Origin of the sequence: Streptomyces sp. NPDC088785, assembly GCF_044750685.1 — a bacterium.
GTDB lineage: Bacteria > Actinomycetota > Actinomycetes > Streptomycetales > Streptomycetaceae > Streptomyces.
This window is the reverse complement of the sequence record NZ_JBIVKH010000001.1, coordinates 922,894-949,883: the sequence shown is the minus strand read 5'-3', so window position 1 is coordinate 949,883 and position 26,990 is coordinate 922,894. Positions and strand designations below refer to the sequence as shown.

Here is a 26,990-nt window from a genome sequence, read left to right as displayed (position 1 = left end):
GGCATGGAGGAACGAGTGTCTGGGGACGGGTTCGCGCCGCTGCTGCGGGAGTTGAAGGACCGTTCGGGACTGAGTTACGGCACGCTGGCGAAGCGGCTGCACATGAGCACGTCGACACTGCACCGCTACTGCAACGGCACGGCGGTGCCGACCGACTACGCGCCCGTGGAGCGGCTCGCCCGGCGGTGCGGGGCGAGCCCCGGGGAGCTGGTGGAGCTGCACCGGCGGTGGATCCTCGCGGACGCGGCGCGGGGCCGAAAAGGCGACCCGGAGCCCGAGCCCGTACCCCTTCAGGAGCCGGATCCCTCGCCGGAGCCGGAGCCGGAGCCGGAGCCGGAGCCGGAGCCGGAGCCGGAGCCCGCGCCCGTGCCCGGTGCGGCGGGGAGCGGCGCGCGGCCCGGCGCCGCGAGCAGGCGCACCGCCGTCATCGCCGGTGTCGCGGTCGCCGCCGTCACCGGCGCCGTCGTGCTCGCCGTGCACCTCGGCGGCGGGGGCGGCGGCGCGGACCGGCAGCGGGCCGACGGGGCGCCGGCCGCCGCACGGAGCGGCGCGCACCGGGACCCGTCGGCGTCCGCCCCCCGGTCGCCCTCCGCGAGTCCCTCCCCGAGGAAGAACCCGTCGGCGTCGGCGAGCGCGTCGGGATCGGCCGGGTCGTCCGGGTCGTCGGCCGTCCCGGAGGGCGACGCCAGGGCCCCGGCGGGCGGCACCGCCGCCCCGCTGAGCGTCGGCGTCCGCCCCTACGTCTACGACAGCCCGTGCAGCCAGCACTTCCTCGTCGACAGCGGACCCGCCCAGGTCGGACCGCCCGCCGGGGAACAGGACGCCCCCCGCTGGGCCGCCGCGTACGGCGCCGTCTCCTCCGGCGAGCAGGAGGTCGCGCTCACCGTCCAGGGCACCGGCGCGCAGACCGTCGTCCTGGAGGCCCTGCGGGTACGCGTCGTCTCCAGGTCGGCGCCGCTCGCCTGGAACGACTACGCGATGGGCGTCGGCTGCGGCGGCGGCGTCGACACCGCGTCCTTCGCCGTCGACCTCGACGCGGGCAGCCCCACCGTCGGCGTCCGCGGCGGCAAGCGCGACTTCCCCTACAAGGTGAGCGAGTCCGACCCCGAGGTCTTCTACGTCGTCGCCCGCACCGCGGCGCACGACGTCCGCTGGGAACTCACCCTCGAATACTCCAGCGGGGGCCGCCGCGGCACCGTCCGGATCGACGACGCGGGCACCCCGTTCCGCACCAGCGCGAACGCGGGACGCCCCGGCTACGACTACCCCCTCGGCGGCGGCGAATGGATCGCGCGCGAGGAGCAGCGGTAGTCCGGGGCGCCGTCCGTCAGAGCTTCTCGGGGGTGCGGATCCCGAGGAGCGCCATGCCCCGGTGCAGGGTGCGGGCCGTCAGGTCGCACAGGAACAGCCGGTTCTCGACCTGCGCCGGCGTCTCGGCCTTGAGCACCGGGCACTGGTCGTAGAACGTCGTGAACAGCGACGCGAGCTGGAACAGGTACGCGGCCAGCTTGTGCGGCGCGTACTCGGCCGACGCCTCGAACACGGTGTCGCCGAACGCGTCCAGGTGCAGGCCGAGAGCCCGCTCCGCCGGGGCGAGCCCGAGCTCCGGGTGCGCGGCCGGGGCGACGCCGTCGGCCCGGCGCAGGATCGACCTGATCCGCGCATACGCGTACTGGAGGTACACGCTCGTGTCGCCGTTCAGCGACACCATCTGGTCCAGGTCGAACTTGTAGTCCCGGCTCGGCGACGTCGACAGGTCCGCGTACTTCACGGCGCCGATCCCGACGTAGCGCCCGTTCTCCACGATCTCGTCCTCGGTCAGGCCCACCTTCTCGGCCTTCTCCCGGACGACCGCGGTGGCCCGCTCGACGGCCTCGTCGAGCAGGTCCTCCAGCCGGACCGTCTCGCCCTCACGCGTCTTGAACGGCTTGCCGTCCGCGCCGAGCACCGTGCCGTAGCCCATGTTGTGGGCCGTGACGTCGTCGCCCAGCCAGCCCGCGCGCCGCGCCGTCTCGAAGACCATCTTGAAGTGCAGCGACTGCCGCACGTCCACCACGTAGATCAGCGACGTGGCGTGCAGGCCGACCACGCGGTCGCGGATCGCGGACAGGTCGGAGGCCGCGTAGCCGAAGCCGCCGTCCTTCTTCTGCACGATCAGCGGGACCGGCTGGTCGTCCTTGCCCTTGATGTCGTCGAAGAACACGACGAGCGCGCCCTCGGAGCGGACCGCGACGCCCGACTCCTCCAGGAGCCGCGCCGTCTCGGCCATCATGTCGTTGTAGGCGCTCTCCCCGACGATCTCGTCGTCGCGGATCTCCATGTCGAGCTTCTCGAAGACCGAGTAGAAGTACACCTTCGACTCGTCGACGAACCGCTGCCACAGGTCGAGCGTCTCCTTGTCGCCGGACTGGAGGGCGACGACCCGCCTGCGGGCCCGCTCCTTGAAGTCCTCGTCGGAGTCGAAGACCGCGCGCGACGCCTTGTACACCTTGTTCAGGTTCGACATGGCCTGCTCGCCGTCGGCGGCGTCCCCGGCGGCCGGGGCCAGGGTGCCCGGGTTCTCGATCAGGTACTGGATGAGCATGCCGAACTGGGTGCCCCAGTCGCCGATGTGGTGCCGGCCGACGGTCCGCTCGCCGGTGAAGTCGAGCATGCCGCGCAGCGCGTCGCCGATGACGGCCGAGCGCAGGTGGCCGACGTGCATCTCCTTCGCCACGTTCGGCTGCGCGTAGTCGATGACCGTGAGGCCCGGCGCGTCCTTCAGGGGCACGCCGAGCCGGTCGTCGGCGGCGCGCGCCGCGAGCGTCCCGGTGATCGCCCGGTCGGTGACCGTCACGTTCAGGAAGCCGGGGCCGGAGACCTCGACGCCGGCGAGCAGGTCGCCGCCGTCGATCTTCTCGACGACCTGGCCGGCCAGCTCCCGCGGGTTCGCCCCGGCCTTCTTGGCGAGCGCCAGGATCCCGTTGGCCTGGTAGTCGGCCCGGTCGCTACGTCGCAGCAGCGGGTCCGCGCCGCTCGCGTCCGGCAGGGCGGAGGCGAGGGCGTCGGCGAGACGCTGGTGGACGGTGGCGGTGATGGACGTGACCGAGGCCATGGAGAGGGTGCCGTTCCGCTCGTAGGGGTGTGGTGTGTTCGAAGAACCCCCTCAGTCTCCCACGGGGGCGGCCGGGCGGTCGCCCGCATTCCCGCCCGCCCCCGCGGCCGGCCGCGTCAGGGCGCGGGCGCCAGGGCCACCGCCGCGAGCGCCGGGGCCGACTCCGTGCCGTCCGCGTACACCGCGCTCACCCGGTAGTAGGCGGCGGTGCCGGCCGGGGCCCGGTCGTCGCGGTAGTGCCGGAACCCCTCGGCGTCCGCCAGGCCCATCGGCCCCTCGGCGAGCCGCTCGTACGCGCCGGTGGTGCGGTCCCAGCGGTAGACCCGGTAGCCGGTGGCGCCGTCGAGCGCGTCCCAGTTCAGGGCCACGTCACCGGCGTTCGCCGTGGCGTCGAGGCCGGTCACCGGGGAGCCCGGCGCCGTCGCCTCGGCGGGCCGGGTGTCCCGCTCGGTCGCGTACACGGTGACGGGGCCGGTGTAGTTGTTCGCGCCGTCCACCGCGCGCAGCTCCCAGCAGCGCTCCTCGCCGTCCGGCAGGCCCTGCGTGTCCCGGAAGGACGTGGCGCCGCCCTCCAGGACGTACGTCTCGCCGCCCGCGCAGCCGCGCACCCCGTCGACCGTCTCCGGGCGGCCCGCCCGCAGCCAGTAGGCGTGCACGTCGGCCGCCGGGGAGGCGTCCCAGGACAGGGCCGTGCCCCACGCCTCGGCGGTGGCCGTCAGGCCGGCCGGCACCGGGGGCGCGTCCGGGTCTGCGTAGCGCACCGGCGTCGCCGCGGTCGACAGGATCCCGTTCGAGGCCTTCGCGACCACGGTGACGTAGCGGTCCGTCGAGGCGCCGAGGCCCGCCACGACGCAGCCGTACTCGACGAACGCGTCGGTGCTCAGCAGCTCCGTCGCCGCGCACGCGCGCGGGTTGGTGCGGGCCGTGGACACGGCCGTGCCCGAGTACACCGTGAAGCCGCCCTCGTGGTCGTTGTCCGCCGGCACCCGGAAACGCAGCTCGGCGCGGCCGTCCGCGTCGGGCCGCAGGGACACGATCGTCGCGGGCGCCACCAGCCGCCGCGACGTCACCGACACCGGCTTCGCGCGGTGCCCGGCCGCGTCCAGCGCGTACACGGTGTAGGTGCGGACCACGCCGGGCCGCGCCGTGGTGTCGCGGTACGCGGCGGTCTTCGCGGTGCCCAGCAGGGCCGGCGCGGCGCCCCCGTCGGAGCCGTACACCTGCCAGCTCACCGCGTCGTCGGCCGGCGCGGCCCAGGACAGCGCGACGCCGCCCGCGTCCGCCTTCGCCGCGAGCGAGGCCACCGCGGCCGGGCCCCGGGTGTCCGGGGTGGTCACCGCCACGGGCGCGGTGCGCGCCGAGGTGTTGCCCGCCGCGTCCGTCGCGCTCACCGCGTAGTGGTACGTCGTCTTCTGCGCGGGCGTCCCGTCGTACAGGTACTGCTCGCCCGGCGTCCGCCGCAGGTCCATCGTCGCGACCGCGGTGTACGGGCCCGCCGCGGCCGTGGCCCGCCACAGCGTGAAGAGCGGGCCCTCGGCCGCGTGCACCTGGCCCAGCCAGACGTTGACGCGCGGCTCCTCCATGACCGTCGACACGGTGACGTCCGACGCGCGCACGGAGGGCACCGGCGGCGCCGTCCGGTCCGGCGGCGTCACGTACGGGCCGCACCCCCACGGCCCGTAGTTGGTCCAGCGGTCCACGGCCGCCACGCAGAACCGGTACTTCCGGCCGTCGGCGGGCAGCGTGTACGACGCCGTGGTGGCGGTGGTCGTCCAGTCCTCGACGCCCGAGCCGGCCGTCTCGACCAGCACCCGGTAGTGCTTGATGTCCAGCTCGCGGTTCTTCGTCCAGCTCGCGGTCGCCCTGCCGGTCGCCGCGTCGTAGGCAGTCCTGACGCCGGTCGGCGCGAGCGGCGCCCGGCTGTCGGACGAGGCGGGCCAGCCGAACCGCACCCTGGACGGGCCCGTCCAGTTCGCGTGGTCGACGCGCACGCTGTGGCTGCCGGAGCCGACGCAGAAGGTCCCGGGGACGCTGTTGCCCGCGTCCCCGGTGTTCTTCCACCTGTCGACCCGGCGCACCCCGTCCACGTACAGCCGCAGGCCGTCCGTGCCGGAGAGGCGGTACGTGAAGCAGCCGCCCGAGCCGAAGTCGCGGGTCAGCGACCAGCGCACCGAGAAGTTGTTCGCGGGCATCCCGGTGGCCGGCGCGCCGGTCCAGGTCTGGTCGACGGTGGTGTCGCAGTCCGTCTTCTTCGGGGTGCCCGAGAAGCTGGTGTTCGCGTAGAAGGTCCGCTTGAACGTGGTGTCGGCGCAGGTCACGGCCGCGTGGGCGGCGGGTGCTGCGAGGAGCGCGCCGCCCAGCGGCAGGGCGAGCGCCAGGCCGGCCGCCGCGGTACGGCGCCCGGCCACGAATCTGTCAGTGATCACGCTGACAGGACCGTCGCGGGGGCCGGGGGGTTGTGCGGCGGGGGCAATCCGTTTTCCGTCGGCCGCGGGTAGCTGGGACAATGGCGGCGACGCGGAGCGTTCCGCGCACCCCGAAACAAGAGAAGGACCGACTGACCGTGGCCCAGAGCACGAGCACGGAGCCCCAGGAGACCGTCGAGAACACGGACTGGGTGTCCCGATTCGCGGACGATGTCATCGCCGAGTCCGAGCGCCGTGCCCCGGGCAAACCGGTCGTCGTCGCCTCCGGCCTCTCCCCGTCCGGCCCGATCCACCTGGGCAACCTGCGCGAGGTCATGACCCCGCACCTGGTCGCCGACGAGATCCGCCGCCGCGGGTACCCGGTCCGGCACCTGATCTCCTGGGACGACTTCGACCGCTACCGCAAGGTGCCGAACGGCGTGCCCGGCACCGACGCGTCCTGGGCCGAGCACATCGGCAAGCCGCTGACCTCGGTCCCGGCCCCGGCCGGATCGGCGTACCCGAACTGGGCGGAGCACTTCAAGGCCGCCATGGTCGAGGCGCTCGGCGAGATGGGCGTCGAGTTCGACGGCATCAGCCAGACCGCGCAGTACACGGCGGGCACCTACCGCGAGCAGATCCTGCACGCGATGAAGCACCGCGACGACATCGACGCGATCCTCGACCAGTACCGCACCAAGAAGGACCCGGCCAAGGCCGGTAAGAAGCCGCAGCAGCAGAAGAACCAGAAGCCGGTCGACGAGGCCGAGCTGGAGGCCGCCGAGGGCTCCGGCGCGGCCGACGAGGACGACGGCAGCGGCGGCGCCGGCGGCTACTACCCGTACAAGCCGTTCTGCGGCGAGTGCGGCAAGGACCTCACCACCGTCACCTCGTACGACGACGCGACGACGGAGCTGTCCTACACCTGCACCCTCGACGGCTTCACGGAGACGGTCCTCCTCTCGGAGTTCAACCGCGGCAAGCTGGTCTGGAAGGTCGACTGGCCGATGCGCTGGGCGTACGAGGGCGTGATCTTCGAGCCGAGCGGTGTCGACCACTCGTCGCCGGGCTCGTCGTTCCAGGTCGGCGGGCAGATCGTCGACCAGGTCTTCGGCGGCAAGCAGCCGATCGGCCCGATGTACGCGTTCGTGGGCATCAGCGGCATGGCCAAGATGTCGTCCAGCAAGGGCGGCGTCCCCACCCCCGGTGACGCGCTCCAGATCATGGAGCCGCAGATCCTGCGCTGGCTGTACGCCCGCCGCCGCCCCAACCAGTCGTTCAAGATCGCCTTCGACCAGGAGATCCAGCGGCTCTACGACGAGTGGGACAAGCTCTCCGCCAAGGTGGCGGACGGCTCGGCGCTGCCCGCCGACGCCGCCGCGTACAGCCGGGCCGTCGGCGTCGCGGGCCGCGAACTGCCGCGCACGCCGCGCCCGCTGCCGTACCGCACGCTGGCCTCCGTCGCCGACGTCACGGCCGGGGACACCGAGCAGACCCTGCGCATCCTCTCCGAGCTCGACCCGGAGAACCCGGTGACCGACCTCGCCTCCGTGCGGCCGCGGCTCGACCGGGCCGAGGCGTGGATCACCACATACGTGCCCGCCGAGTCCCGCACCATCGTGCGCACCGAGCCGGACACCGCCGCGCTCGCCGAGCTCGACGAGGCGTCCCGCGCCTCGATCCGGCTGCTGCTCGACGGGCTCGACTCGCACTGGTCGCTCGACGGACTGACCCACCTCGTCTACGGCGTCCCGAAGGTCCAGGCCGGCTTCCCCGCCGACGCCACCCCCAAGGAACTGCCCGCCGAGATCAAGGGGGCCCAGCGCGCCTTCTTCGCGCTCCTCTACGACCTCCTGGTCGGCCGGGACACCGGCCCCCGCCTCCCCACCCTGCTGCTGGCCGTGGGCGCCCCCCGGGTCCGCGAACTCCTCGGAGCCTGACGGCTCTTTGCGCCCCTGGACAGGAGCAGAGCCCGTGTCCAGGGGCGCGGGGGACCGTGCGATACGCCCTCACCGAGAGGCGGTCAGGAACCCGAGAAGGTGTCCCCGAACATGGGGTCCTGGCCGGAGGCGGCGATGCCCACGGTGGGCCCGCTGAACCCGACGCCGTTCGTGCTCGCCACCCCCGCGGCGGACCCGCGCAGCACGGTCACGGCGCCGTCGTCGCTGTTCTCGCCGCCGGCCCCGACCACCAGATCGGCCCGCCCGTCGCGGTTGACGTCGGCGAGCCGCACCGCCGCGCCGAACAGGTCGGACGCCTCATTGGCCCCCGGCACCCCGGCGCTGCCCTGATTGACGGACTGCGCCCCGGCCCCGGTCAACCCGCCGGAGCCACCCCGCAGCACCCACACGTTGCCGGCCCCCGCGACGCTGCCGATCGCCTCGCCCGGGGCGCCGACGGCCAGATCCGCGTACCCGTCACCGTCGACGTCACCGGCGGCGACCGCCATGCCGAACCAGTCGTCGGACTCGTCGTCCCCGGGCACCCCGGCGCTGGCCTGGCTCAGCACGCGGCTGCCGGCCGGGTCGATCCCCGCGTCCCCGCCGGGGACCACGGTGACGTAGCCGCCGCGCGCCGGGGCGCCGATGGACGGGAAGTCGATGCCGAGGGCGAGGTCGTCGTGCCCGTCGCGGTCGAAGTCCCCCGCGGCGAGCGACGCCGCGTGCTCGTCGGTCGCCCGCGCCTGGAGCGCGGGCCCGGACTTCGAGCCCCGGTAGACGAACGTCCCCACGTAGGAGCCCACCGCCAGATCGTCCGTGCCGTCGCCGTCGAAGTCCCCGGCGGCCAGCTGCCCCACGCCGTCCGGGTAGGCGCCCGACCGCACGTCCGTGTCGAGGCGCAGCTTCCCGGCCGCGCCCGCGGACCTGGTGAAGCCGCCCTTGAAGATCCACACGTCCTTGCCGGTCGAACCGACCGCAAGGTCCGGCTTCTTGTCCCCGGTGAAGTCGCCGACCGCGAGGGACTGGCCGAACAGGTCGTGCCCCGTCGGGTTCGGGTCGCTGACCGTCGTCCCGCCGGACAGCCCGGACGCACCGCCCCACAGGATGGTGACGGAACCGCCGTCCTTGTCGCCGCCCACGTCCTCCTGCGGCGTCCCGACGACGAGGTCGCCGTAGCCGTCGCCGTCGAGGTCGCCGTGCGCCAGCTCGGTGCCGAAGCGGTCGTCCGCCTCCGACGCCCCCGGCACCCCGGACGAACTCTGCGACGTGATCGTGTGGCGGGCGGCGGCGATCCCGGCCGACGCACCGTAGTTGACGACGACGGCACCCGCCTTGGCCTTGCCGTTCGCGACGGCGCCGGGGGCGCTCGTCGCGACGTCGTGGTAGCCGTCGCCGTTGAAGTCGTCGGCGTAACCGGACGGCGCGGCGGCGCTCGCGGCGCCGGGCAGCAGCACGAGGAGACCGCCGGCCAGGGCCGTCGCGACGGCGGTGGCACCGGCTACGGCTCGGCGCCCGGGGCGCTTGTGGCGAGACATGGGTTTCCTTTCGTCAAGACACGAAGGTGACCGGTGGGGCGGTCGGGCCGAAGCTCAAGACATCACCGTCGCCCGAACGGTTGCAGGGCACACGTATTTCTGTCGGGTCTTTTCGTGTCGTTGACGCGGGATCACGCGATGTGGTCGTCCACGAACTCCGCGTTCAGGCGCTTGGTGAACATCTCGTGGTAGCGGGCCAGATCGCGCTGGGAGAGCCGGCTGCTGTAGGCGGCCTCGACGTTCGCCTGGAACGCGCCCGGCGTCGGCATGCCCTCACCGTCTATCGAGTACCGGAACACCTGGTACAGGTCCTCGTCGGACGGCGCGGACGCCGGCGCCGCACCGTCGCCGAGCGGCCGCGTCCCGCCCGCGCCGTTCGGCACCGGGAACCCGGGCTCCGGCTCGGGCTGCGGCTGCTGCGGCTGCTGGGCCTCGGCGGCGCGCGGGTGCGGGACCACGACCTGCTGCTGCGGCGCCTCCTGGGGCACCTCGAAGGTCGGGTCGTAGCCGCCCTGGTACTCCACCGCCCGCTGCTGCGCGAACCACTGGCTCGTCTGCGCGTCGGCCTCGGCCCCCGTCCCGGGCTGCACCTGAGCCTGCTGAACCTGCTGAGCCTGCTGGTCCTGGGGGTGCGGCTGGGCCTGGGCCTCGGCCTGCTCCGGTTCCGGTGCCTGCGACGGCTGTTGGGGCTGGGCTTGCGGCGCCTGCTGGGCCTGCTGTGTCTGCGGCTGTGGCTGAGGCTGAGGCTGCGCTTCCGGGTCCGGTCGCTGCTGCGGTGCCGCCGGTTCCAGTTCCGCCGGGTGCGGGACGGGCGGCAGCAGGTGCGGTTCGATGCCGGCCGCCGCGAGCCCCGCCGGAGCGGTCTCCGCCAGCGGCACCCCGTACCGCGCGAGCCGCAGCGGCATCAGCGACTCCACCGGGGCCTTGCGCCGCCACGCCCGCCCGAACCGGGAACGCAGCCGCGCCTGGTACACCAGCCGCTCCTGCTCCAGCTTGATCACGGCCTCGTACGAACGCAGCTCCCACAGTTTCATCCGCCGCCACAGCAGGAACGTCGGCAGCGGCGACAGCAGCCAGCGCGTGATCCGCACGCCCTCCATGTGCTTGTCCGCGGTGATGTCCGCGATGCGCCCGATGGCGTGCCGGGCCGCCTCCACGGACACCACGAACAGGATCGGTATGACGGCGTGCATGCCGACGCCCAGCGGATCCGGCCAGGCCGCCGCGCCGTTGAAGGCGATCGTCGCGGCCGTCAGCAGCCACGCCGTCTGGCGCAGCAGCGGGAACGGAATGCGGATCCAGGTCAGGAGCAGGTCCAGCGCGAGCAGCACGCAGATGCCCGCGTCGATGCCGATCGGGAAGACGTAGGAGAAGTTCCCGAAGCCCTTCTCGATCGCCAGTTCGCGCACGGCCGCGTAGGAACCGGCGAAGCCGATGCCCGCGATGACCACGGCACCGGCGATGACCACGCCCGCGAGTATCCGGTGCGTCCGTGTCAGCTTCAGTGGCCCTGCCACTTCGGTTCCCCTCCCAGTTCGGCACGTTGCGCCCACAGACTGGCACATGTGTGCGGGGCGCCGTGGGCCGGTACACCGGGAGCCCGGCTCCCAAAAGGGGCCGGGCTCCTCGAATCCCAGGCAAATACCGGGCGGGCGGCGGCTACTTGTCCTTGTCGGAGGCCGAGGACTTCGGAGCCTTCGAGGACTCGGAGTCGGCCTTGGAGTCGGCCTTGGAATCGGACTTCGACTTCGACTTCGACCCGTCGGCCGACTTCGACGCGGACGCCGTCGGCGAGGCGCTCTTGCCCGACAGGGTGTCCTCGACCGAGGCCACCGTCTCCTTGGCGGCCTTCTCGGCGTCCTTCGCCAGCGCGTCCGCGTCCGGCGTCTTCTCGCCCGCGAGACCCGAACCGTTGTAGTCCACCGTGACGACCACGTTGTCGAGGCGCGAGACGACCGTCTGCTGCTTCGAGGTGACGTCCTTCTTCTTCACCTTGTACGTGTTGTCGGAGCGCACCAGCGTCGCCTCGTCACCCGTACCGGAGACCTCGGACGTCTTCACCTTCTTCGCGCCCTCGGCCGTCTGCGCGTCCTTGACCTGCTTCGCGTAGTACGCGGACGCCAGGTCGTCGCCGCTGCCCCGGTTCACGTCCGAGTCGAAGCGGAGCATGGAGACGGTCAGCCAGCGGTACTGGGAGCCCTTCACGCCGTTGCTGTCCAGGCTCGCCCAGGAGCAGCCGGCCCGCGTCGACTCGTCGTCCGAGGCCCCGGACTTGCTCTTGCCGTGCGGCACCAGGTCGTCCAGCGTCTTCTTCGACACCGCGTCGCACGCCTGCGGCAGTGTCTTGTACGTCGCGGCCCGGACCTTCTTCGCGGTCCCCTCCGCGGTGGACGCGGAGGCCTTCGATCCCGCCGACGCCTTGTCCGTGGCGCCCGCGTCGTCGGAACCCGAGTCGGAGGAGCAGCCGGCGACGACGAGGGCCACCGGCACGGCGGTGGCGCAGGCGAGTATGCGGGTGAGTCGCTTGGTCGGACGGTGCATGGTTCCTTCACAGGGACGCTGACAGGGACACGGACCGGACACGCGAGCGCCGGTCGATCTCCAGCCGGCCTTCACGAACCCGGGTCCGATGGGCCACCGTACGCGCTGTCCGACCCGCACGCCTCGGCTTCCCCGCACCCGTCCCGGGGCCCCGAGCGGTCCTACTCGCCGAACTTCCCGACCAGCTTCTGCGCCAGTTCCTGCGCCCTGTCCTGCATTTCCTTGCTGTCCGGCGCCTGTCCGGCGGCCGTCGGCTGGGCCTCGTAGGCGAGGGTCACCACGACGTTCGACGTGCGGAACACCACAGTCACGGTGCGGGCCGACGACGCCGTCGGGCCCGCCTGCACGTCGTTCAGGAACGCCTGGTCGCCGAGGCCGTCGAGCAGGCGGGGCCGCAGGTCGCCGGGCGAGACGGATTCCGACGCGGAGCCGGACTCCGGCGCCCCGGACCCGTCGGCGGACGCGGAGTCTTCGGACGTACCGGACGACTCGTTCGACCCCCGATCCGCCCCTGAAGTCCCTTCTGTCCCTTCTGTTCCTTCTGTTCCTTCTCTGCCGTCTTTTCCTGATGTTCCGGACTTCCCCGTCTGTGCCGACGCGCCGCCCGACTCCGGCGAACCGGAGGCGGAGGCGGACGGGGGCGCGGGGTCGTCGGTCCCCGTGGCCGTGCCCGGGTCCGGGAGATCCGCCTTGCGGGCCTTCCCGGCGAAGACCCGCTCCGCCGACGCGTCGTCGCTCACCCCGGCGTCGTACGACACCACCCGCTCGAAGTCGAGCGTCAGCCGGTGCGAACCGCCCGCGGCCGAGTCGTCCTTCCAGCGGCAGCCGACCCGGCGCCCGGTGTCGAAGGTGGTCGTCGCCACGCCCTCGTACGCCTTGTCCCGCTGGTCCGGGTCCGTGATCTTCGCGATCCCCGGCAGCATCGTGTCCAGCATGCTCTGCTCGGGCTGCCCGCACGGCTCCGGCAGGGTCCGGTACTTGCCGGGCTTCGCCACGGTCGCCGACGCGGTGACGTCGCCCGGCTTGGAGTCGTCGGTGCCGCCGCCGTCGTCGGCGCTTCCGCTGCACCCGGTGAGCAGGGCCGTCAGCAGGACGGCGACACCCGGTACGTACGCGTACGACTTCCGCTGCACCCTGGGGCTCCTTACTGGGCTGACGCCAGGTTATTCGATTGCCGCGGCGGCGCGGCCGATGGTGCCATGTCTATCGCACGCATCGCCGTGGACGCCGGTCCAGCATCCCTTTTGTTGACCTTGGCGCGGGTATTTGCGTTTCCCTGCTTCTGTTCACTTAGGCACAACTGTCGCGTCCGACGGGGGATTTCATGTCATACGTAGAGGTACCGGGGGCGAAGATCCCCATCCGCATGTGGGCCGATCCGGCCTCGGTCGAGCCCGCCGCGATGCAGCAGCTGCGCAACGTGGCGACGCTGCCCTGGGTCGAGGGCCTCGCGGTCATGCCCGACGTGCACTACGGCAAGGGCGCGACGGTCGGTTCCGTCATCGCGATGCGGGGCGCGGTGTGCCCGGCCGCGGTGGGGGTGGACATCGGATGCGGGATGAGCGCGGTGCGGACCTCGCTGACCGCCAACGACCTGCCGGGCGACCTGTCCCGGCTGCGCTCGAAGATCGAGCAGGCGATCCCGGTGGGCCGCGGGATGCACGACGACCCGGTCGACCCGCGCCGGATGCACGGCCTCGCGACCGCCGGCTGGGACGGCTTCTGGGACCGCTTCGACGGGGTCGCCGACGCCGTGAGGTTCCGCGAGGACCGGGCCGCCAGGCAGATGGGGACGCTGGGCGGCGGCAACCACTTCGTGGAGGTCTGCGTCGACACGTCCGACGCTGTGTGGCTCATGCTGCACTCCGGGTCGCGCAACATCGGCAAGGAGCTGGCGGACCATCACATCGGGGTGGCCCGGGGCCTCCCGCACAACCAGGACCTGATCGACCGCGACCTCGCCGTCTTAGTCGCGGACACCCCGCAGATGGCGGCATACCGCAACGACCTGTTCTGGGCGCAGGAGTACGCCAAGTACAACCGCTCCCTCATGATGGCCCTCCTCAAGGACGTGATCCGCAAGGAGTTCAAGAAGGCGGCGCCCTCCTTCGAGCCGGAGATCAGCGCTCACCACAACTACGTGAGCGAGGAGCGGTACGACGGCGTGGACCTGCTGGTCACCCGCAAGGGCGCGATCCGCGCGGGCTCCGGCGAACACGGGATCATCCCGGGCTCCATGGGCACCGGCTCGTACATCGTGAAGGGGCTCGGCAACGCGGCCTCCTTCAACTCCGCGTCGCACGGCGCGGGCCGCAGGATGAGCCGGGGCGCGGCGAAGAGGCGCTTCTCGACCCGGGACCTGGAGGAGCAGACGCGGGGCGTGGAGTGCCGCAAGGACTCCGGTGTCGTGGACGAGATCCCCGCCGCCTACAAGCCGATCGAGCAGGTCATCGAGCAGCAGCGGGACCTCGTCGAGGTCGTCGCCAGGCTGAAGCAGGTCGTCTGCGTCAAGGGGTGACCGGCCACCCGGCGCCGGGGCGGCGCCGGGACGGTGACGGGAGCCGGTGTCCGGCGGGTGGCACCCTGTGGCGCATGACCGTCGCCCGTTCCGTGTCGCTGTTCGTCCTCGCCGCGCTCTTCGAGATCGGCGGCGCCTGGCTGGTGTGGCAGGGGGTGCGCGAGCACCGCGGCTGGGCGTGGATCGGGGCGGGGGTGATCGCGCTCGGGCTGTACGGGTTCGTGGCGACGCTCCAGCCGGACGGGGACTTCGGGCGGATCCTGGCCGCGTACGGCGGGGTGTTCGTCGCCGGGTCGATCGCCTGGGGCGTGGTCGCGGACGGCTACCGGCCGACCCGCTGGGACGTGGCCGGCGCGCTGATCTGCCTGGTGGGGATGGCCGTGATCATGTACGCGCCGCGGGGCGAGTGAGGGTCCGTCGTAGGCTGGCGGCAGCCGTCCGCCGAGCCCCGAGGAGCAGTCATGGCCCCCGCCCCCGCATCCCGTATCGCCGTCGTCACGGGCGCGAGCAGCGGCATCGGTGCCGCGACGGCCCGGCAGCTGGCGGCGGCCGGGTACCGGGTGGTGCTCACCGCCCGCCGCAAGGACCGCATCGAGGCGCTGGCGGAGGAGATCAACGGCGCCGGGCACCAGGCGGCCGCGTACGCCCTGGACGTGACCGACCGGGCGGCGGTGGACGAGTTCGCGACGGCGTTCAGGACGGTCGGCGTGCTGGTGAACAACGCCGGGGGTGCGCTGGGCGCCGACCCGGTGGCCACCGGTGACCCCGAGCAGTGGCGGCAGATGTACGAGACGAACGTCATCGGCACGCTGAACGTGACGCAGGCCCTGCTGCCCGCGCTGACCGCCTCCGGCGACGGCACGGTGGTCGTCCTCTCCTCGACCGCCGGGTTCGCGACGTACGAGGGCGGCGGCGGTTACGTGGCGGCCAAGCACGCCGAGCACGTGCTGGCGGAGACGCTGCGGCTGGAGATCGTCGGTACGCCGGTGCGGGTCGTCGAGGTGGCGCCCGGCATGGTGAAGACGGACGAGTTCGCGCTGACGCGGTTCGGCGGGGACCAGGAGAAGGCGGCGAAGGTGTACGCGGGGGTGGCCGAGCCGCTGACCGCGGACGATGTCGCCGACACGATCAGCTGGGCGGTGACGCGGCCGTCGCACGTGAACATCGACCTGCTGGTGGTCCGGCCGCGCGCCCAGGCGTCCAACACCAAGGTGCACCGTGACCTCTGACGCGCCGGATCCGCTGGACGTGCTCCAGCGGGAGCTCGACGAGCGGCGGCTCGCCGAGGAGAAGAAGGGGGAGCGGTACATGTGGTGGTACCTGGGCTATTTCCTCTTCGGCATCCACCTCGTCGCCTTCGTGATGATCTACGCGATCCACCACGCCGCCTAGCCCCTGGTCGGTTCGTCGCCTGCGGGCCGGTGCGGGGTTGGCCGTGTCGTACTTCGCCTGCGGCCCGGTGGCCGCTTCTCGCGCAGTTCCCCGCGCCCCTGAGGCATGCGCTGACGCGCAGCCTCCCCTTGAGGCTGCGCTCCGCGCGCCTCCGCTGAGAGGCGAGACGCTGGCGCGCCTCTCCCCGATGAGATGGCGCACGAAGTGCGCATCTCAGGGGCGCGGGGAGCTGCGCGCTCAGCCCCCACCGGCCGTCGGTCGAGAGCGGACCCAGGGGCGCGGGGAACTGCGCGCTCAGCCCCCACCGGCCCCGCGAGGGAACTGCGCGCCCAGCCCCCACCGGCCCCGCGAGGGAACCGCGCGCCCAGCCCCGCCCGGCGCGCACGCGGAAATAAGTGGGGCCGGGGCACTGTTCCAGGGGTATAGTTGAAGCGTCAACAACCTGGAAGGTGAGCAGCCATGCAGTTCGGGATCTTCACCGTCGGCGACGTCACGGTCGACCCGACGACCGGGCGTGCCCCCACCGAGCACGAGCGGATCAAGGCGATGCTGGCCATCGCGCTCAAGGCGGAGGAGGTCGGCCTGGACGTCTTCGCGACCGGCGAGCACCACAACCCGCCGTTCGTCCCGTCCTCCCCGACGACGATGCTCGGCTACATCGCGGCCCGCACCGAGAAGCTGGTCCTGTCCACCTCCACCACCCTCATCACCACCAACGACCCGGTGAAGATCGCCGAGGACTTCGCGATGCTCCAGCACGTCGCGGACGGCCGCGTCGACGTGATGATGGGGCGCGGCAACACCGGCCCGGTCTACCCCTGGTTCGGCAAGGACATCCGCGACGGCATCGACCTCGCCATCGAGAACTACGCCCTGCTGCGCCGCCTGTGGGACGAGGACGTCGTGACCTGGAAGGGCAAGTTCCGCACGCCGCTCCAGTCCTTCACCTCGACCCCGCGCCCGCTCGACGGCGTCGCGCCGTTCGTCTGGCACGGCTCCATCCGCTCCCCGGAGATCGCCGAGCAGGCCGCGTACTACGGCGACGGCTTCTTCCACAACAACATCTTCTGGCCCGCCAGCCACACGAAGCAGATGGTGAACCTGTACCGCCAGCGCTACGCCCACTACGGGCACGGCACCCCGGAACAGGCCGTCGTCGGCCTCGGCGGCCAGGTGTTCATGCGGAAGAACTCGCAGGACGCGGTGCGCGAGTTCCGTCCGTACTTCGACAACGCGCCGGTCTACGGCCACGGCCCGTCCCTGGAGGACTTCACCCGCGAGACGCCGCTGACCGTCGGCTCGCCGCAGGAGGTCATCGACCGGACGCTGTCCTTCCGCGACTACGTCGGCGACTACCAGCGCCAGCTGTTCCTGATGGACCACGCGGGCCTGCCGCTCAAGACGGTCCTGGAACAGCTCGACCTGCTCGGCGAGGAGGTCGTGCCGGTGCTGCGCAAGGAGTTCGCCAACCAGCGGCCCGCGAACGTGCCGGACGCGCCGACCCACGCCGCACGGGTCGCGGCGAAGAACACGCACGGGACCAGCGACAACAGCGACAACAACGGGAACAACGGGAACGAGGAGGCCAGGAGCGCATGAAGCTCGTCGTCGTGTCCGCGGGGCTCAGCTCCCCCTCGTCCACCCGGCTGCTCGCCGACCGGCTCACGGCGGCGACCCTGCACCAGGTGGACGCGGAGGTGGAGGTGGTCGAGCTGCGGGACCTCGCCACGGAGATCGCGCGGCACTTCGTCACCGGCTTCCCGCCCGCCCGGCTCGCCGCCGCGCTCGACGCGGTGGCGGCGGCGGACGGCCTGATCGCCGTGACGCCGGTGTTCGCGGCCTCGTACAGCGGACTGTTCAAGTCGTTCTTCGACGTCATCGACAAGGACGCGCTGACCGGCAAGCCCGTGCTGGTCGCCGCGACCGGCGGCACCGCCCGGCACTCGCTGGTGACCGAGCACGCGCTGCGCCCGCTCTTCACGTACCTGCGCGCCCTCGTGCTGCCGACCGCCGTGTACGCGGCGTCGGAGGACTGGGGCGAGGAGGGGCTCGCCGCCCGGATCAGCCGCGCGGGCGCCGAGCTGGCGCGGTTCATGGCGCCCTCGGTGACCGCGGCCGACGCCGCGCCCGACGTGGACACCGCCGCCGCGATCGCGCCGCGCTCGGCGCACGGCGCGATCACCTCGGTGGACCCGGCCGACGGCTTCCAGGTGGTCCCCTTCGCGCAGCGGCTCGCGGCCCTACGGCCGGCCGACTAGCCGCAGCGCGGCCGGCTCCGGCGCCTTCCACGCGGTCCAGCCCCGGGTGCCGGGCAGGTCGTACGGGGTCCAGTGCGCCGCGTAGGACGGCGGGCGGGTGCCGCGGGCGGTGAGCAGCGCCGTCGGCACCCGGGCCGCGCGGCGCAGCAGCGCCGCGCGGGTCGTGGAGGTGTTGTTGCCCCGGATCTGCGCGGACGCGCAGCCCGCCGCGTAGCCGACGGGCAGCGCGCGCGGGCCCGTGACCAGGCAGGGCGGGGTGAGACCCAGGGTGCGCAGGCCCCGCGCGGCGGCGACGTAGCGGGCGTCGGTCGCGGCCGTGGCGGCGACCTCCCGGTGCAGTACCACGCCCTGCGAGGCGATCTGCGCCGCCACCAGCAGCGCCACCGCGACCGCCAGGGGGCGGCCGCGCGCCAGGCGCCGCAGCAGCACCGCGACGGGCGGGGCGAGCAGCGCGTACGACGGGAGCAGGAAGCGCGGCGCCGAGTAGCCGATGAGCAGCAGGTACGACGCGCTCAGGGCCGCCGCGCAGACCACCGGCAGCACGGTCGCCGCGCGCCGCGCGTCGCGCCGGGCCAGCAGGACGGCCGCCACCGCGAGCAGCGGCAGCGCCGGCCACCACAGAGCGAGGAGCGGCTGGTCGGGGGCGCCCGCCGTGCAGGGGCGGCACAGCAGCGGGCCGTTCACCGCGCGCCAGGCCGTGCCGAGGTTGAGGTGCGGGCCCATGTCGCCCTCGGTGGCACTGGACACGTGCAGCCGCTCGGTGACCCCGCCCCAGCGCACGTACGCCTCGACGACCCACTGGGCGAGCCCGGCCGCGAGCCCCGCGGCCAGCCACGGCAGGGTGCGCCGCCGGTCCCGTACGAGGAGCGCGTACCCGGCGAGCGGCAGCACCAGCCACACCGCGTCCGGCGCCCGGAACAGCGCCACCACCGCGACGCACAGCGCGCACCGCCGGCTGTCGCCGCGCAGGAACCAGCCCACCGCGCCGAGCGCGCCGAACGCCACCCACAGGTTGGGCATGGCCATCGCCCCGGACAGCACGCTGATCCACAGGCTGCCGAACAGCAGCGCGGCGAACGCGGTGGTGCGGGCGCCGACCAGCGGGCGCCAGACGCGGAACGCAGCGAACAGGGCGGCGCCGGACAGCACGGCGAGCACGGCGCGCAGGGCGGACGGTCCGGCGCCGGCCGCGACGAACGGCGCGGTCAGCAGGCTCGTCCCGCGCGAGCGCGGCGCGCTGAAGAACACGGCCGGGTTGCGCGGGTCGTACTGGGAGACGTAGACGGACTCGTCCCAGCCGAGGCCGTGCCCCAGCCGGGGCACGACGAGGGTGAGCTGGGCGAGCGTGTAGAGCACGGCGACGGCGGCGAGCCAGCCGTCGGGCCCCGGGACGCGCCGGGCCCGGGACGGGCGCGCCCCCGGCCGCACGCGCGGCGGTGCGGGCGGCGCGGCGACGGGGCCCGCCGCGGCGAACGCGAGGACCCCGGCGGGGGCGGGGGACCACAGGCTCCACCGCGCCGCGAGGGCGGAACGGACGGCGGGGAGGGCGGGGAGGGAGGGGAGGGTGGGACGGAGGGCGGGCCGCCACCGACTTTGTCGGTCCGTCCTCCGTCCCTGGGGGGTCCGTCGCCGCCGGGGACCGGGGGCCGGGGGCCCCGGCGGGACGGACGTCTCGGTGGGCGGTGCGGTGCGCTCGTGCGCCGGGGGCGTGGTCATCGTCGTCCTACGGCGTCCGGGGTCGCGCGGCGGCGCCCCTGGTCCGGTGGCCTCGGTCGTCATGGCGGGTCCCCTCTTGTCCGCGGGAGCGTGTTCCCCGTACCGAACGGGCTCGCCTGCGCGCCCAGTTGACGGCCCGGCCGTGCATCCGCTGCCCCGCGCGGCGCCCTCGGGTGGCGCGGAGCCGGGTGAAGAGCGCGTCGTAGCGGGCGACGATCGGCTCCGGGTCGTAGCGGTGCGCGGACTCCAGCGCGGCGGCGCCCATCGCCCGGCGCAGGGTGTCGTCCTCGATCAGCTCGACCATCGCCTCGGCCAGCGCCCGCGCGTCCCCGACCGGCACCAGCCGGCCGTCGTGCCCGTCCGTGACGATCTCGCCGGGGCCCAGCGGCGCGTCCGTGCTCACCACCGGCACCCCGCAGCGCATCGCCTCCACCAGCGTCATCCCGAAGGACTCCGCGTCGGAGGCGCTCACCACGAGCGACGCCCTGGCGAACTCCGGCTCGATCGGCGACACCGCGCCCATCAGCCGGGCCCGCCCGGTCAGCCCGAGCCCGGCCACCAGATCACGCAGCCGCGCCTCCTGCGCGCCGCCGCCGTAGATCCGCAGCTCCCAGCCCGGCTCCTTCGCCGCGACCGCGGCGAACGCCTCCAGGAGCAGGTCGTAGCGCTTGCCCGGGGCGAGCCGCCCGGCCGCCGCGATGATCTTCGAGGTGCCGTCCGACGGCGGGACGGCGGCGGGCGGCACGATGTTCGGCACGGCCAGCACCCGCACCCCCGGCAGCGGCATCCGCGACCGGTAGACCGCCGCGTCCTCCTCGGTCACCGTCACCAGCGCGTCGAGCCGCCGGTAGTACCGGGCGAGCACCGCGCGCAGCCTCTTGTCGTGCGCGTCGTGCCGCAGGTGCTCCTGCGCGATCCGCAGCGCCCGCCGCGGGCCCCACTTCGCCAGGTAGACGTTGATGCCGGGCCGGGTGCCGATCACCACGTCGGCGTCGCACCGCTCCTCCAGGTACGCGCGCACCCGCTGGTCGTGCAGGAGCGTGTACTGCTTGTGGCGCTTCTCCGCGGCCGGGAACTCCCGGGCCGGCTCGCCGAACGCGGGCAGCGCGCTGTCGGCGCCGCCCGCCCGGCCGTCCACGAGCGGGACGAGCCGGATCCGCGGGTCCACCGGGAAGCGCGGCGACTCCCGGTGCCGGGACATCGACACGATCTCCACCTCGTGGCCGCCGTGCTCGACGAGCGCGGCGGCGAGGTTGAGCGTCGTGCGCACCGTGCCGCCGATGGCGTACACGTTGTGCAGCAGGAACACGATCTTCATGCGTACTGCCTTCCCCGGCTTGCCCCCAATGTCCGGAAGGGAGACTGCTCGGATCAGGTAAGCCGCCCGTCCGGTGGGGGTGAGAGGCGAGTAAGAAGCCCATTGGCGGACGGCCGATCAGGCGATGCGCACCGCCCGTGGGGGCAGACTGGCGGGGTGTCGCACACCGCTCCGCCCACTCCGGCCCCCGCCCCGACCGTGCTGCTCGCCGAGGACGACCGGCCGATCCGCAACGCCCTGGAACGCGCCCTGGCGCTGGAGGGCTATGTGGTCACGGCCGTCGCCGACGGCGTCGAGGCGCTCGCCGCCGCCCACCGCTCCCGGCCCGACATCCTCGTCCTGGACGTGATGATGCCGGGCATCGACGGCCTCCAGGTCTGCCGGGTGCTGCGCGCCGAGGGCGACCGCACCCCGATCCTGATGCTGACCGCGCTGGTCGAGACCCCGGACCGGATCGCCGGCCTGGACGCGGGCGCCGACGACTACGTGGTGAAGCCCTTCGACGTGGAGGAGGTCTTCGCCCGGCTGCGCGCCCTGCTGCGCCGCGCCGCCCCGGTGCCCGAGGACCCCTGCGACGACGGCCGCCAGGTGACCGCCGCCGACCTGCGCATCGACCCGGCCGCCCGGCGCGCCTGGCGCGGCGCCCGCGAGCTGGAACTGACCAGGACCGAGTTCGACCTGCTGGAGCTGCTCGCCCGCAACAGCGGCATCGTCCTCGACCACGCCACGATCTACGACCGGATCTGGGGCTACGACTTCGGGCCCGGCTCGAAGAACCTCGCCGTCTACGTCGGCTACCTCAGGCGCAAGGTGGACGAGCCGGACGGCGTTCCGCTCCTCCACACGGTCAGGGGAGTGGGCTACGTGCTGAGGGAGGGCTGAGTGGCTCCCGCCTCCCGGAGCCTGCGCACCAAGCTGGCCCTGTCCTTCGCGGCGGTGGCCGCCGGGGTGACGGCGCTCGTCGGCTTCCTCTCCTACGACTCGGCGGCCCGGCTGGTCCGCGTCGACCAGGAGGCCGTCTTCGACGAGGTCGTCCACGACCTGCGCCAGCAGGTCCGCGCCGAGCCGCTCACCCCCGGCGACTTCGGCTCCGGCGACCCCGACCACGACGGGCCGCGCGACGACCTGACCCGCCCGGTCGGCACCGACATCCAGGTCCTCGGCCCCGGCGGCACCGTCACCGACCGGGGCAGCCCGCCGCTGCCCGTCGAGGCCGACGACCGGCGCATCGCCGAGGCGCGGACGGCGGGCGGCCTCGCCGAGGACACCGACGTGCGGATCGACGGCGACGCGTACCGGCTGGCGACCGTCTCGCTCGGCGGCGGGCGCGGCGCGGTGCAGGTCGCCCAGGAGTTCAGCGACACCGAGGACCTGCTCGCCGAGTTGCAGCGGCGCACCCTGCTGTTCGCGGCGGCGGTCGTCCTCGCGGCGGGGCTGTTCGGCTGGTGGCTGGCGCGCCGCGTCACCTCCCGGCTGGTCCGGCTCGCGCAGACCGCGGAGGGCGTGGCGTCGACCGGCCGCCTCGACGTCGCGGTCCCCGTCACCGGCGGCGACGAGGTCGGCAGCCTGGGCCGCTCCTTCGACCGGATGCTGGGCCGCCTGGCCCGCTCGGTGGAGGACCAGCGCCGGCTGGTGCAGGACGCCGGCCACGAGCTGCGCACCCCGCTGACCTCGCTGCGGACCAACATCTCGCTGCTGCACCGGATCGACGAACTGCCGCCCGCCGCCCGCGGGGAGCTGGTCGCCGACCTCGCCCAGGAGTCGCGGGAACTCACCGACCTGGTCAACGAACTGGTGGAGCTCGCGGCCGGCAAGGAGGACGACGAGGCCGCCGTCGCCGTCGCCCTCGCCGAGACCGCCGAGGACGTCGCCACGCTGACCCGGCGCCGCACGGGCCGCACGGTCACCGTCCGCGTGGAGGGACCGGCGGGCGGCGACACCACCGTCACCGGCCGCCCGGCGCAGTTGCAGCGCGCGCTGTCCAACCTGGTGGAGAACGCCGCCAAGTTCGACACCGGCGGCACCGCCCCCATCGAGATCGTCGTCACCCGGCTGTCGGGCGCCGGCAGCGGCGTCCGGGTGGAGGTCCTCGACCGCGGCCCCGGCATCGCCGACAGCGACGCGGACCGCATCTTCGACCGCTTCTACCGGGCCCCGGCCGCCCGCAGCCTGCCCGGCTCGGGTCTGGGCCTGTCGATCGTGCGGGAGGTCGCGGCGGCCCACGGCGGGGTGCCGTTCGCCGCGCGGCGGGACGGCGGCGGAGCGGTCATCGGCTTCGTGGTGAAAGGGGCGCGGGAGCCGGGGACCGCGGCGGGCCGGCGCTGAACCGCGCCATGGCGCGGCGGCCGCCCGCCGGTCACCATGACCCCATGCGCTTCTCCGTCAACATCCCGAACTTCGGCGACTTCGCCGACCCCCGTACCGTCGCCCGGACCGCGCGGGCGGCCGAACAGGCGGGCTGGGACGGCCTGTTGCTCTGGGACCACGTGGTCCACGACAAGGAGGTCCAGCGCGGCAAGCCGTTCGGCGACCCGTGGATGCTGCTCACCGCGGCCGCCCTCGCCACCACCCGGATCCGGCTCGGCACCCTGGTCACACCCGTGCCCCGCTACCGCACCGAGCAGCTGGCCCGCCAGGTCGCCACCCTCGACGCGGTCAGCGGCGGGCGGACCGTCTTCGGCGCCGGGCTCGGCGGGCCGGTCGCCGACGAGTACGGCGGCTTCGGCGACACCGTCGACCGCGCGGTGCACGCCGAACGCCTCGACGAGGGCCTCGGCCTGCTCGCCCGCTACTGGTCCGGCGACCGCGTCGACCACGCCGGCACCCACTACCGCGTCCACGACACCCAGTTGCTGCCCGCCACCGTGCAGCGGCCCCGGCCGCCCGTGTGGGTCGGCGGCTTCTGGCCGCACCGCCGCCCGATGCGCCGCGCGGCCCGCTGGGACGGCGCCGCCCCGCTCTTCGCCGACGCCCCGCACGGGGTGCCGCCGCGCCCCGACCGGTTCGCGGAGGTCGTCGCGTACGTGAACGACCACCGGGACACGCCGGGGGCGGACTTCGAGTTCGTCGCCGGCGGGCTCACCCCCGGCGACCCGGGCGCGGCCCGCGACATCATCGGCCCGCTGGCCGACGCGGGCGCCACCTGGTGGGACGAACGGCAGCTCCAGACCGGCGGGTCCATCGACGCGTACGAGGCGGTGCTGCGCCGCGTCGAGGCGGGCCCCCCGGCCCTGTGACCACCGTCGCCGGGACGACCTCCCCGGGGGCGGTCAGGGCCAGACCAGGCAGTACGCCTGGTGTCCGGCGTCGTGCAGACGGTGACTGAAGTCCTGCCACTCGTGCAGGAGTTGGTACACGTTGAACGCGTCGCGGGGGCCGCCCCGGTCGGGGACCGTGGACCAGATGAACGCCGCCGCGCCGACGGCCTCCTCGCCGACCCCGCGCAGGGGGTCGACGACCGTCATCGGCAGCTTCACCACCGCGTAGTCGGGGTGGAGCACGACCAACTCCAGCGGCGGGACCCTGTGCAGGGGTATGCCCTCGATGCCGGTGAGGACCATCGCGGCCATCGTCTCCGGCTTGATCTTGGTGAACATGCCGCCCATGCCCAGCTCGTCACCGCCGAGCTCCTCGGGACGCATGGAGATCGGGACCCGGGCCGCCGTCGCGCCGTCGGGCGCGCCGAAGTATTTGTACGTCACCCCCACCCGGCCACCATTCCCGCTTCCGCTCCCCACCAAAGGCTCCCCGCGGTCGTCGCGCCGGTGCTTTCCCCGCCGGGCACGCCGGGGGCCCAGGTCGTCGGTCCCCTCGCCCAGTCCGCCGCCACCGCGATGCATATCTCCACCCGACTGCTGTTCTCAGGGCGCCAGGGCCCTTTTCTAGGCCGCGCGACCGCCGACGCGCAACCCGATCATCGTGTCAGTGACCTCCCCCACGGTCACCCGCCGAAACGTCCCGGCGGCACAACCGCGCGAGCGGGGCCCCCACCGCCCGTACCGACGCCGCACGGGGTGATGACGGTCCGACGGTGCGAGTCTAGGCGGCGACGGGTCCGCGCGGAGGGGTCCGCGGACACGGGCCGTACGCTGAGAGGCATGGCAGAGGCGAACAACACCCCCTATCCCTATGAGGCACCCGTTTCGCAGGGGCTCTTCGACCGTGCGTCCGTCGTCACGCCCGGTGGCGTGAACTCTCCGGTGCGCGCGTTCCGAGCCGTGGGCGGTACGCCCCGTTTCATGGTGTCCGGTACCGGTCCGTATCTGACGGACGCCGACGGACGCGAGTACGTCGACCTCGTGTGCTCGTGGGGGCCGATGATCCTCGGCCATTCCCACCCCGAGGTCATCGCGGCCGTGCAGCGGGCCGTCGCCCGCGGCACCTCCTTCGGCACGCCCGGCGAGGGCGAGGTCGCGCTCGCCGAGGAGATCGTCGCCCGGATCGAGCCCGTCGAGCAGGTGCGCCTGGTGTCGTCCGGCACCGAGGCGACCATGTCGGCGATCCGGCTGGCCCGCGGCTTCACCGGCCGCGCCAAGGTGATCAAGTTCGCCGGCTGCTACCACGGCCACGTCGACGCGCTGCTGGCCGCCGCCGGCTCCGGCGTCGCCACCTTCGGCCTGCCCGACACCCCCGGCGTCACCGGCGCCCAGGCGGGCGACACGATCGTGCTCCCGTACAACGACCTGGAGGCCGTGCGGGCCGCGTTCGCCGCGCACCCCGGCGAGATCGCCTGCGTCATCACCGAGGCCTCGCCCGGCAACATGGGCGTCGTCCCGCCGCGCGACGGCTTCAGCGCCGGGCTGAGGGCGGCGTGCCGGGAGAACGGCGCGCTGTACATCTCCGACGAGGTCATGACCGGCTTCCGCACCTCGAAGGCCGGCTGGTTCGGCGTCGACGGCGTCGCGCCCGACCTGATGACGTTCGGCAAGGTCATGGGCGGCGGCTTCCCGGCCGCGGCGTTCGGCGGCCGGGCCGACGTCATGGCCCACCTCGCCCCGGCGGGCCCCGTCTACCAGGCGGGCACCCTGTCCGGCAACCCGATCGCGACCGCCGCCGGGCTCGCCCAGCTCCGGCTGCTCGACGACGCCGCGTACGCCGCGGTCGACGCGGTCAGCGCCCAGCTGCGCGCCCTGGTCACCGAGGCGCTCACCAAGGAGGGCGTCGCGCACCGCGTGCAGAACGCCTCCAACATGTTCTCCGTGTTCTTCACGGACGGCGAGGTGCGCGACTACGACGACGCGAAGGGCCAGGAGTCCTTCCGCTTCACCCCGTTCTTCCACTCGATGCTGGAGCAGGGCGTGTACCTGCCCCCGTCCGCGTTCGAGTCCTGGTTCGTCTCGACCGCCCACGACGAGCGGGCGGTCGAGCGCATCGCCGCCGCGCTCCCGGCTGCCGCCCGCGCGGCTGCGGAGGCCACCGCATGAGCACCCCCAAGAGCGACAGCGACATCACCGTCGTCCACCTGATGCGCCACGGCGAGGTGCACAACCCCGAGGGGGTCCTGTACGGGCGGCTGCCCGACTACCACCTCTCCGAGCTGGGCCGGCAGATGGCCGACCGGGTCGCCGAGCACCTGTCCGCGCGGGACATCACGCACGTCGTGGCCTCCCCGCTGGAGCGGGCGCAGGAGACGGCGACGCCGATCGCCAAGGCGCACGGCCTCGACCTGGAGAGCGACGGCCGGCTCATCGAGGCGGGCAACGTCTTCCAGGGCAAGACCTTCGGCGTCGGCGACGGCGCGCTGAAGAACCCGGACAACTGGAAGCACCTCGTCAACCCGTTCAAGCCGTCCTGGGGCGAGCCCTACGTCGAGCAGGTCGTGCGGATGATGGGCGCGCTGGACGCGGCCAAGGACGCGGCGCGCGGCCACGAGGCGGTGTGCGTCAGCCACCAGCTGCCGATCTGGACCGTGCGCTCCTTCGTCGAGAAGCGGCGGCTGTGGCACGACCCGCGCAAGCGGCAGTGCACCCTCGCCTCCCTGACGACGTTCACCTACCGCGGCGACACCATCGTCTCGGTGGGCTACGCGGAGCCGGCCATCGACCTGGTCCCCGCGCACCTGCGGGCCGGGGCCAAGCCGGTGAAGGGCAAGGACAAGGCGTTCGGCGCCTGACGCACGCTCCGCCGGAGGGCCGCCGTGACCGGCGGCCCTCCCGTGTGTGATCACCCGGTCGCCCTCGGTGCGCGGCGCGCCGACCCGCCCGGGGATTCGGCTGTGTGACGCATCAAACCACCCCAAAAGCGTCCTATTTCCAGGAACCCGCGTGTTGCTCG

General features: G+C 73.6%; 22 protein-coding genes. 13 read left to right on the top strand and 9 right to left on the bottom strand.

Annotated elements, in window-relative coordinates; genetic code table 11:
• The first annotated feature begins 3 nt into the window (after positions 1-3).
• The gene (locus tag ACIP5K_RS04330; protein WP_401404759.1) at positions 4-1,311 is read left to right on the top strand and encodes a helix-turn-helix domain-containing protein; all 1,308 of its coding nucleotides are present in this window, start codon (positions 4-6) and stop codon (positions 1,309-1,311) included.
• 16 nt (positions 1,312-1,327) lie between these two features.
• Here ACIP5K_RS04330 and argS read toward each other — a convergent pair whose 3' ends face one another.
• Together argS and ACIP5K_RS04320 are read right to left on the bottom strand one after the other, a co-directional pair.
• Positions 1,328-3,094 carry an arginine--tRNA ligase gene (argS, locus tag ACIP5K_RS04325; RefSeq protein ID WP_401404757.1) on the bottom strand — a complete coding sequence of 589 codons (1,767 nt, stop codon included), beginning with the start codon at positions 3,092-3,094 and terminating at the stop codon, positions 1,328-1,330.
• Between the two features lie 116 nt (positions 3,095-3,210).
• Positions 3,211-5,520, bottom strand: coding sequence for a PA14 domain-containing protein (locus ACIP5K_RS04320; RefSeq protein ID WP_401404755.1), 2,310 nt, complete (start codon positions 5,518-5,520; stop codon positions 3,211-3,213).
• Positions 5,521-5,600: 80 nt separating this feature from the next.
• Between ACIP5K_RS04320 and lysS the strand changes: the two genes are divergently transcribed.
• A complete protein-coding gene (gene lysS / locus ACIP5K_RS04315) occupies positions 5,601-7,439 on the top strand; it encodes a lysine--tRNA ligase (RefSeq protein WP_401404753.1) in 1,839 nt (612 codons plus the stop codon).
• Between the two features lie 83 nt (positions 7,440-7,522).
• Here lysS and ACIP5K_RS04310 read toward each other — a convergent pair whose 3' ends face one another.
• The 4 genes from ACIP5K_RS04310 to ACIP5K_RS04295 form a co-directional block, all read right to left on the bottom strand.
• Entirely contained in the window at positions 7,523-8,974 is a 1,452-nt protein-coding gene (locus ACIP5K_RS04310; RefSeq protein ID WP_401404751.1) for an FG-GAP repeat protein, read from the bottom strand.
• A 131-nt stretch (positions 8,975-9,105) separates the two neighbouring features.
• Positions 9,106-10,491 carry a DUF2637 domain-containing protein gene (locus ACIP5K_RS04305; RefSeq protein ID WP_401404749.1) on the bottom strand — a complete coding sequence of 462 codons (1,386 nt, stop codon included), beginning with the start codon at positions 10,489-10,491 and terminating at the stop codon, positions 9,106-9,108.
• Between the two features lie 142 nt (positions 10,492-10,633).
• Complete coding sequence (locus ACIP5K_RS04300; RefSeq protein ID WP_401404747.1) at positions 10,634-11,515, bottom strand: DUF3558 family protein; 882 nt, start codon at positions 11,513-11,515, stop codon at positions 10,634-10,636.
• Between the two features lie 161 nt (positions 11,516-11,676).
• Entirely contained in the window at positions 11,677-12,648 is a 972-nt protein-coding gene (locus ACIP5K_RS04295) for a DUF3558 domain-containing protein (protein ID WP_401404745.1), read from the bottom strand.
• A 191-nt stretch (positions 12,649-12,839) separates the two neighbouring features.
• On the opposite strand from ACIP5K_RS04295, the gene ACIP5K_RS04290 reads away from it, so the two are divergent.
• From ACIP5K_RS04290 to ACIP5K_RS04265, 6 genes are all read left to right on the top strand, one after another.
• Positions 12,840-14,033, top strand: a complete 1,194-nt coding sequence (locus tag ACIP5K_RS04290) for an RtcB family protein (RefSeq protein ID WP_401404743.1) — start codon at positions 12,840-12,842, stop codon at positions 14,031-14,033.
• Between the two features lie 74 nt (positions 14,034-14,107).
• Positions 14,108-14,443 (top strand): YnfA family protein, encoded by a 336-nt coding sequence (locus ACIP5K_RS04285; RefSeq protein ID WP_401404741.1) that lies wholly within the window; start codon positions 14,108-14,110, stop codon positions 14,441-14,443.
• A gap of 51 nt (positions 14,444-14,494) precedes the next feature.
• On the top strand, positions 14,495-15,262 hold the full coding sequence (locus ACIP5K_RS04280; RefSeq protein WP_401404739.1) for an SDR family NAD(P)-dependent oxidoreductase: 768 nt from the start codon (positions 14,495-14,497) through the stop codon (positions 15,260-15,262).
• Positions 15,252-15,425 carry a hypothetical protein gene (locus ACIP5K_RS04275; protein WP_401404737.1) on the top strand — a complete coding sequence of 58 codons (174 nt, stop codon included), beginning with the start codon at positions 15,252-15,254 and terminating at the stop codon, positions 15,423-15,425. The genes ACIP5K_RS04280 and ACIP5K_RS04275 overlap by 11 nt, the downstream gene beginning before the upstream one ends.
• Before the next feature lie 459 nt (positions 15,426-15,884).
• A complete protein-coding gene (locus tag ACIP5K_RS04270) occupies positions 15,885-17,024 on the top strand; it encodes an LLM class flavin-dependent oxidoreductase (protein ID WP_401404735.1) in 1,140 nt (379 codons plus the stop codon).
• Positions 17,021-17,683: a CE1759 family FMN reductase gene (locus tag ACIP5K_RS04265; protein WP_401404733.1), complete on the top strand. Its 663-nt coding sequence runs from the start codon at positions 17,021-17,023 to the stop codon at positions 17,681-17,683. The genes ACIP5K_RS04270 and ACIP5K_RS04265 overlap by 4 nt, the downstream gene beginning before the upstream one ends.
• Here ACIP5K_RS04265 and ACIP5K_RS04260 read toward each other — a convergent pair.
• Positions 17,666-19,111 (bottom strand): hypothetical protein, encoded by a 1,446-nt coding sequence (locus ACIP5K_RS04260; RefSeq protein WP_401404731.1) that lies wholly within the window; start codon positions 19,109-19,111, stop codon positions 17,666-17,668. The two genes, ACIP5K_RS04265 and ACIP5K_RS04260, sit on opposite strands and share 18 nt — an antisense overlap.
• Before the next feature lie 295 nt (positions 19,112-19,406).
• Positions 19,407-20,717, bottom strand: coding sequence for a glycosyltransferase family 4 protein (locus ACIP5K_RS04255; RefSeq protein ID WP_401404729.1), 1,311 nt, complete (start codon positions 20,715-20,717; stop codon positions 19,407-19,409).
• A gap of 198 nt (positions 20,718-20,915) precedes the next feature.
• Between ACIP5K_RS04255 and ACIP5K_RS04250 the strand changes: the two genes are divergently transcribed.
• From ACIP5K_RS04250 to ACIP5K_RS04240, 3 genes are read left to right on the top strand one after another with little or no spacing between them, the layout of a single operon-like run.
• Positions 20,916-21,599, top strand: a complete 684-nt coding sequence (locus ACIP5K_RS04250; protein WP_401405271.1) for a response regulator transcription factor — start codon at positions 20,916-20,918, stop codon at positions 21,597-21,599.
• Entirely contained in the window at positions 21,600-23,042 is a 1,443-nt protein-coding gene (locus ACIP5K_RS04245) for an ATP-binding protein (RefSeq protein WP_401404727.1), read from the top strand.
• Between the two features lie 44 nt (positions 23,043-23,086).
• On the top strand, positions 23,087-23,953 hold the full coding sequence (locus ACIP5K_RS04240) for an LLM class flavin-dependent oxidoreductase (protein ID WP_401404725.1): 867 nt from the start codon (positions 23,087-23,089) through the stop codon (positions 23,951-23,953).
• A 33-nt stretch (positions 23,954-23,986) separates the two neighbouring features.
• On the opposite strand, the gene ACIP5K_RS04235 is transcribed toward ACIP5K_RS04240, so the two are convergent.
• Positions 23,987-24,556, bottom strand: coding sequence for a hypothetical protein (locus ACIP5K_RS04235; protein WP_401404723.1), 570 nt, complete (start codon positions 24,554-24,556; stop codon positions 23,987-23,989).
• 258 nt (positions 24,557-24,814) lie between these two features.
• Here ACIP5K_RS04235 and hemL point away from each other — a divergent pair, with 258 nt between their 5' ends.
• Both hemL and ACIP5K_RS04225 read left to right on the top strand, forming a co-directional pair.
• A complete protein-coding gene (hemL, locus tag ACIP5K_RS04230) occupies positions 24,815-26,140 on the top strand; it encodes a glutamate-1-semialdehyde 2,1-aminomutase (RefSeq protein ID WP_401404721.1) in 1,326 nt (441 codons plus the stop codon).
• On the top strand, positions 26,137-26,829 hold the full coding sequence (locus tag ACIP5K_RS04225) for a histidine phosphatase family protein (RefSeq protein WP_401404719.1): 693 nt from the start codon (positions 26,137-26,139) through the stop codon (positions 26,827-26,829). Before hemL ends, ACIP5K_RS04225 begins: the two co-directional genes overlap by 4 nt.
• Positions 26,830-26,990: the final 161 nt, after the last annotated feature.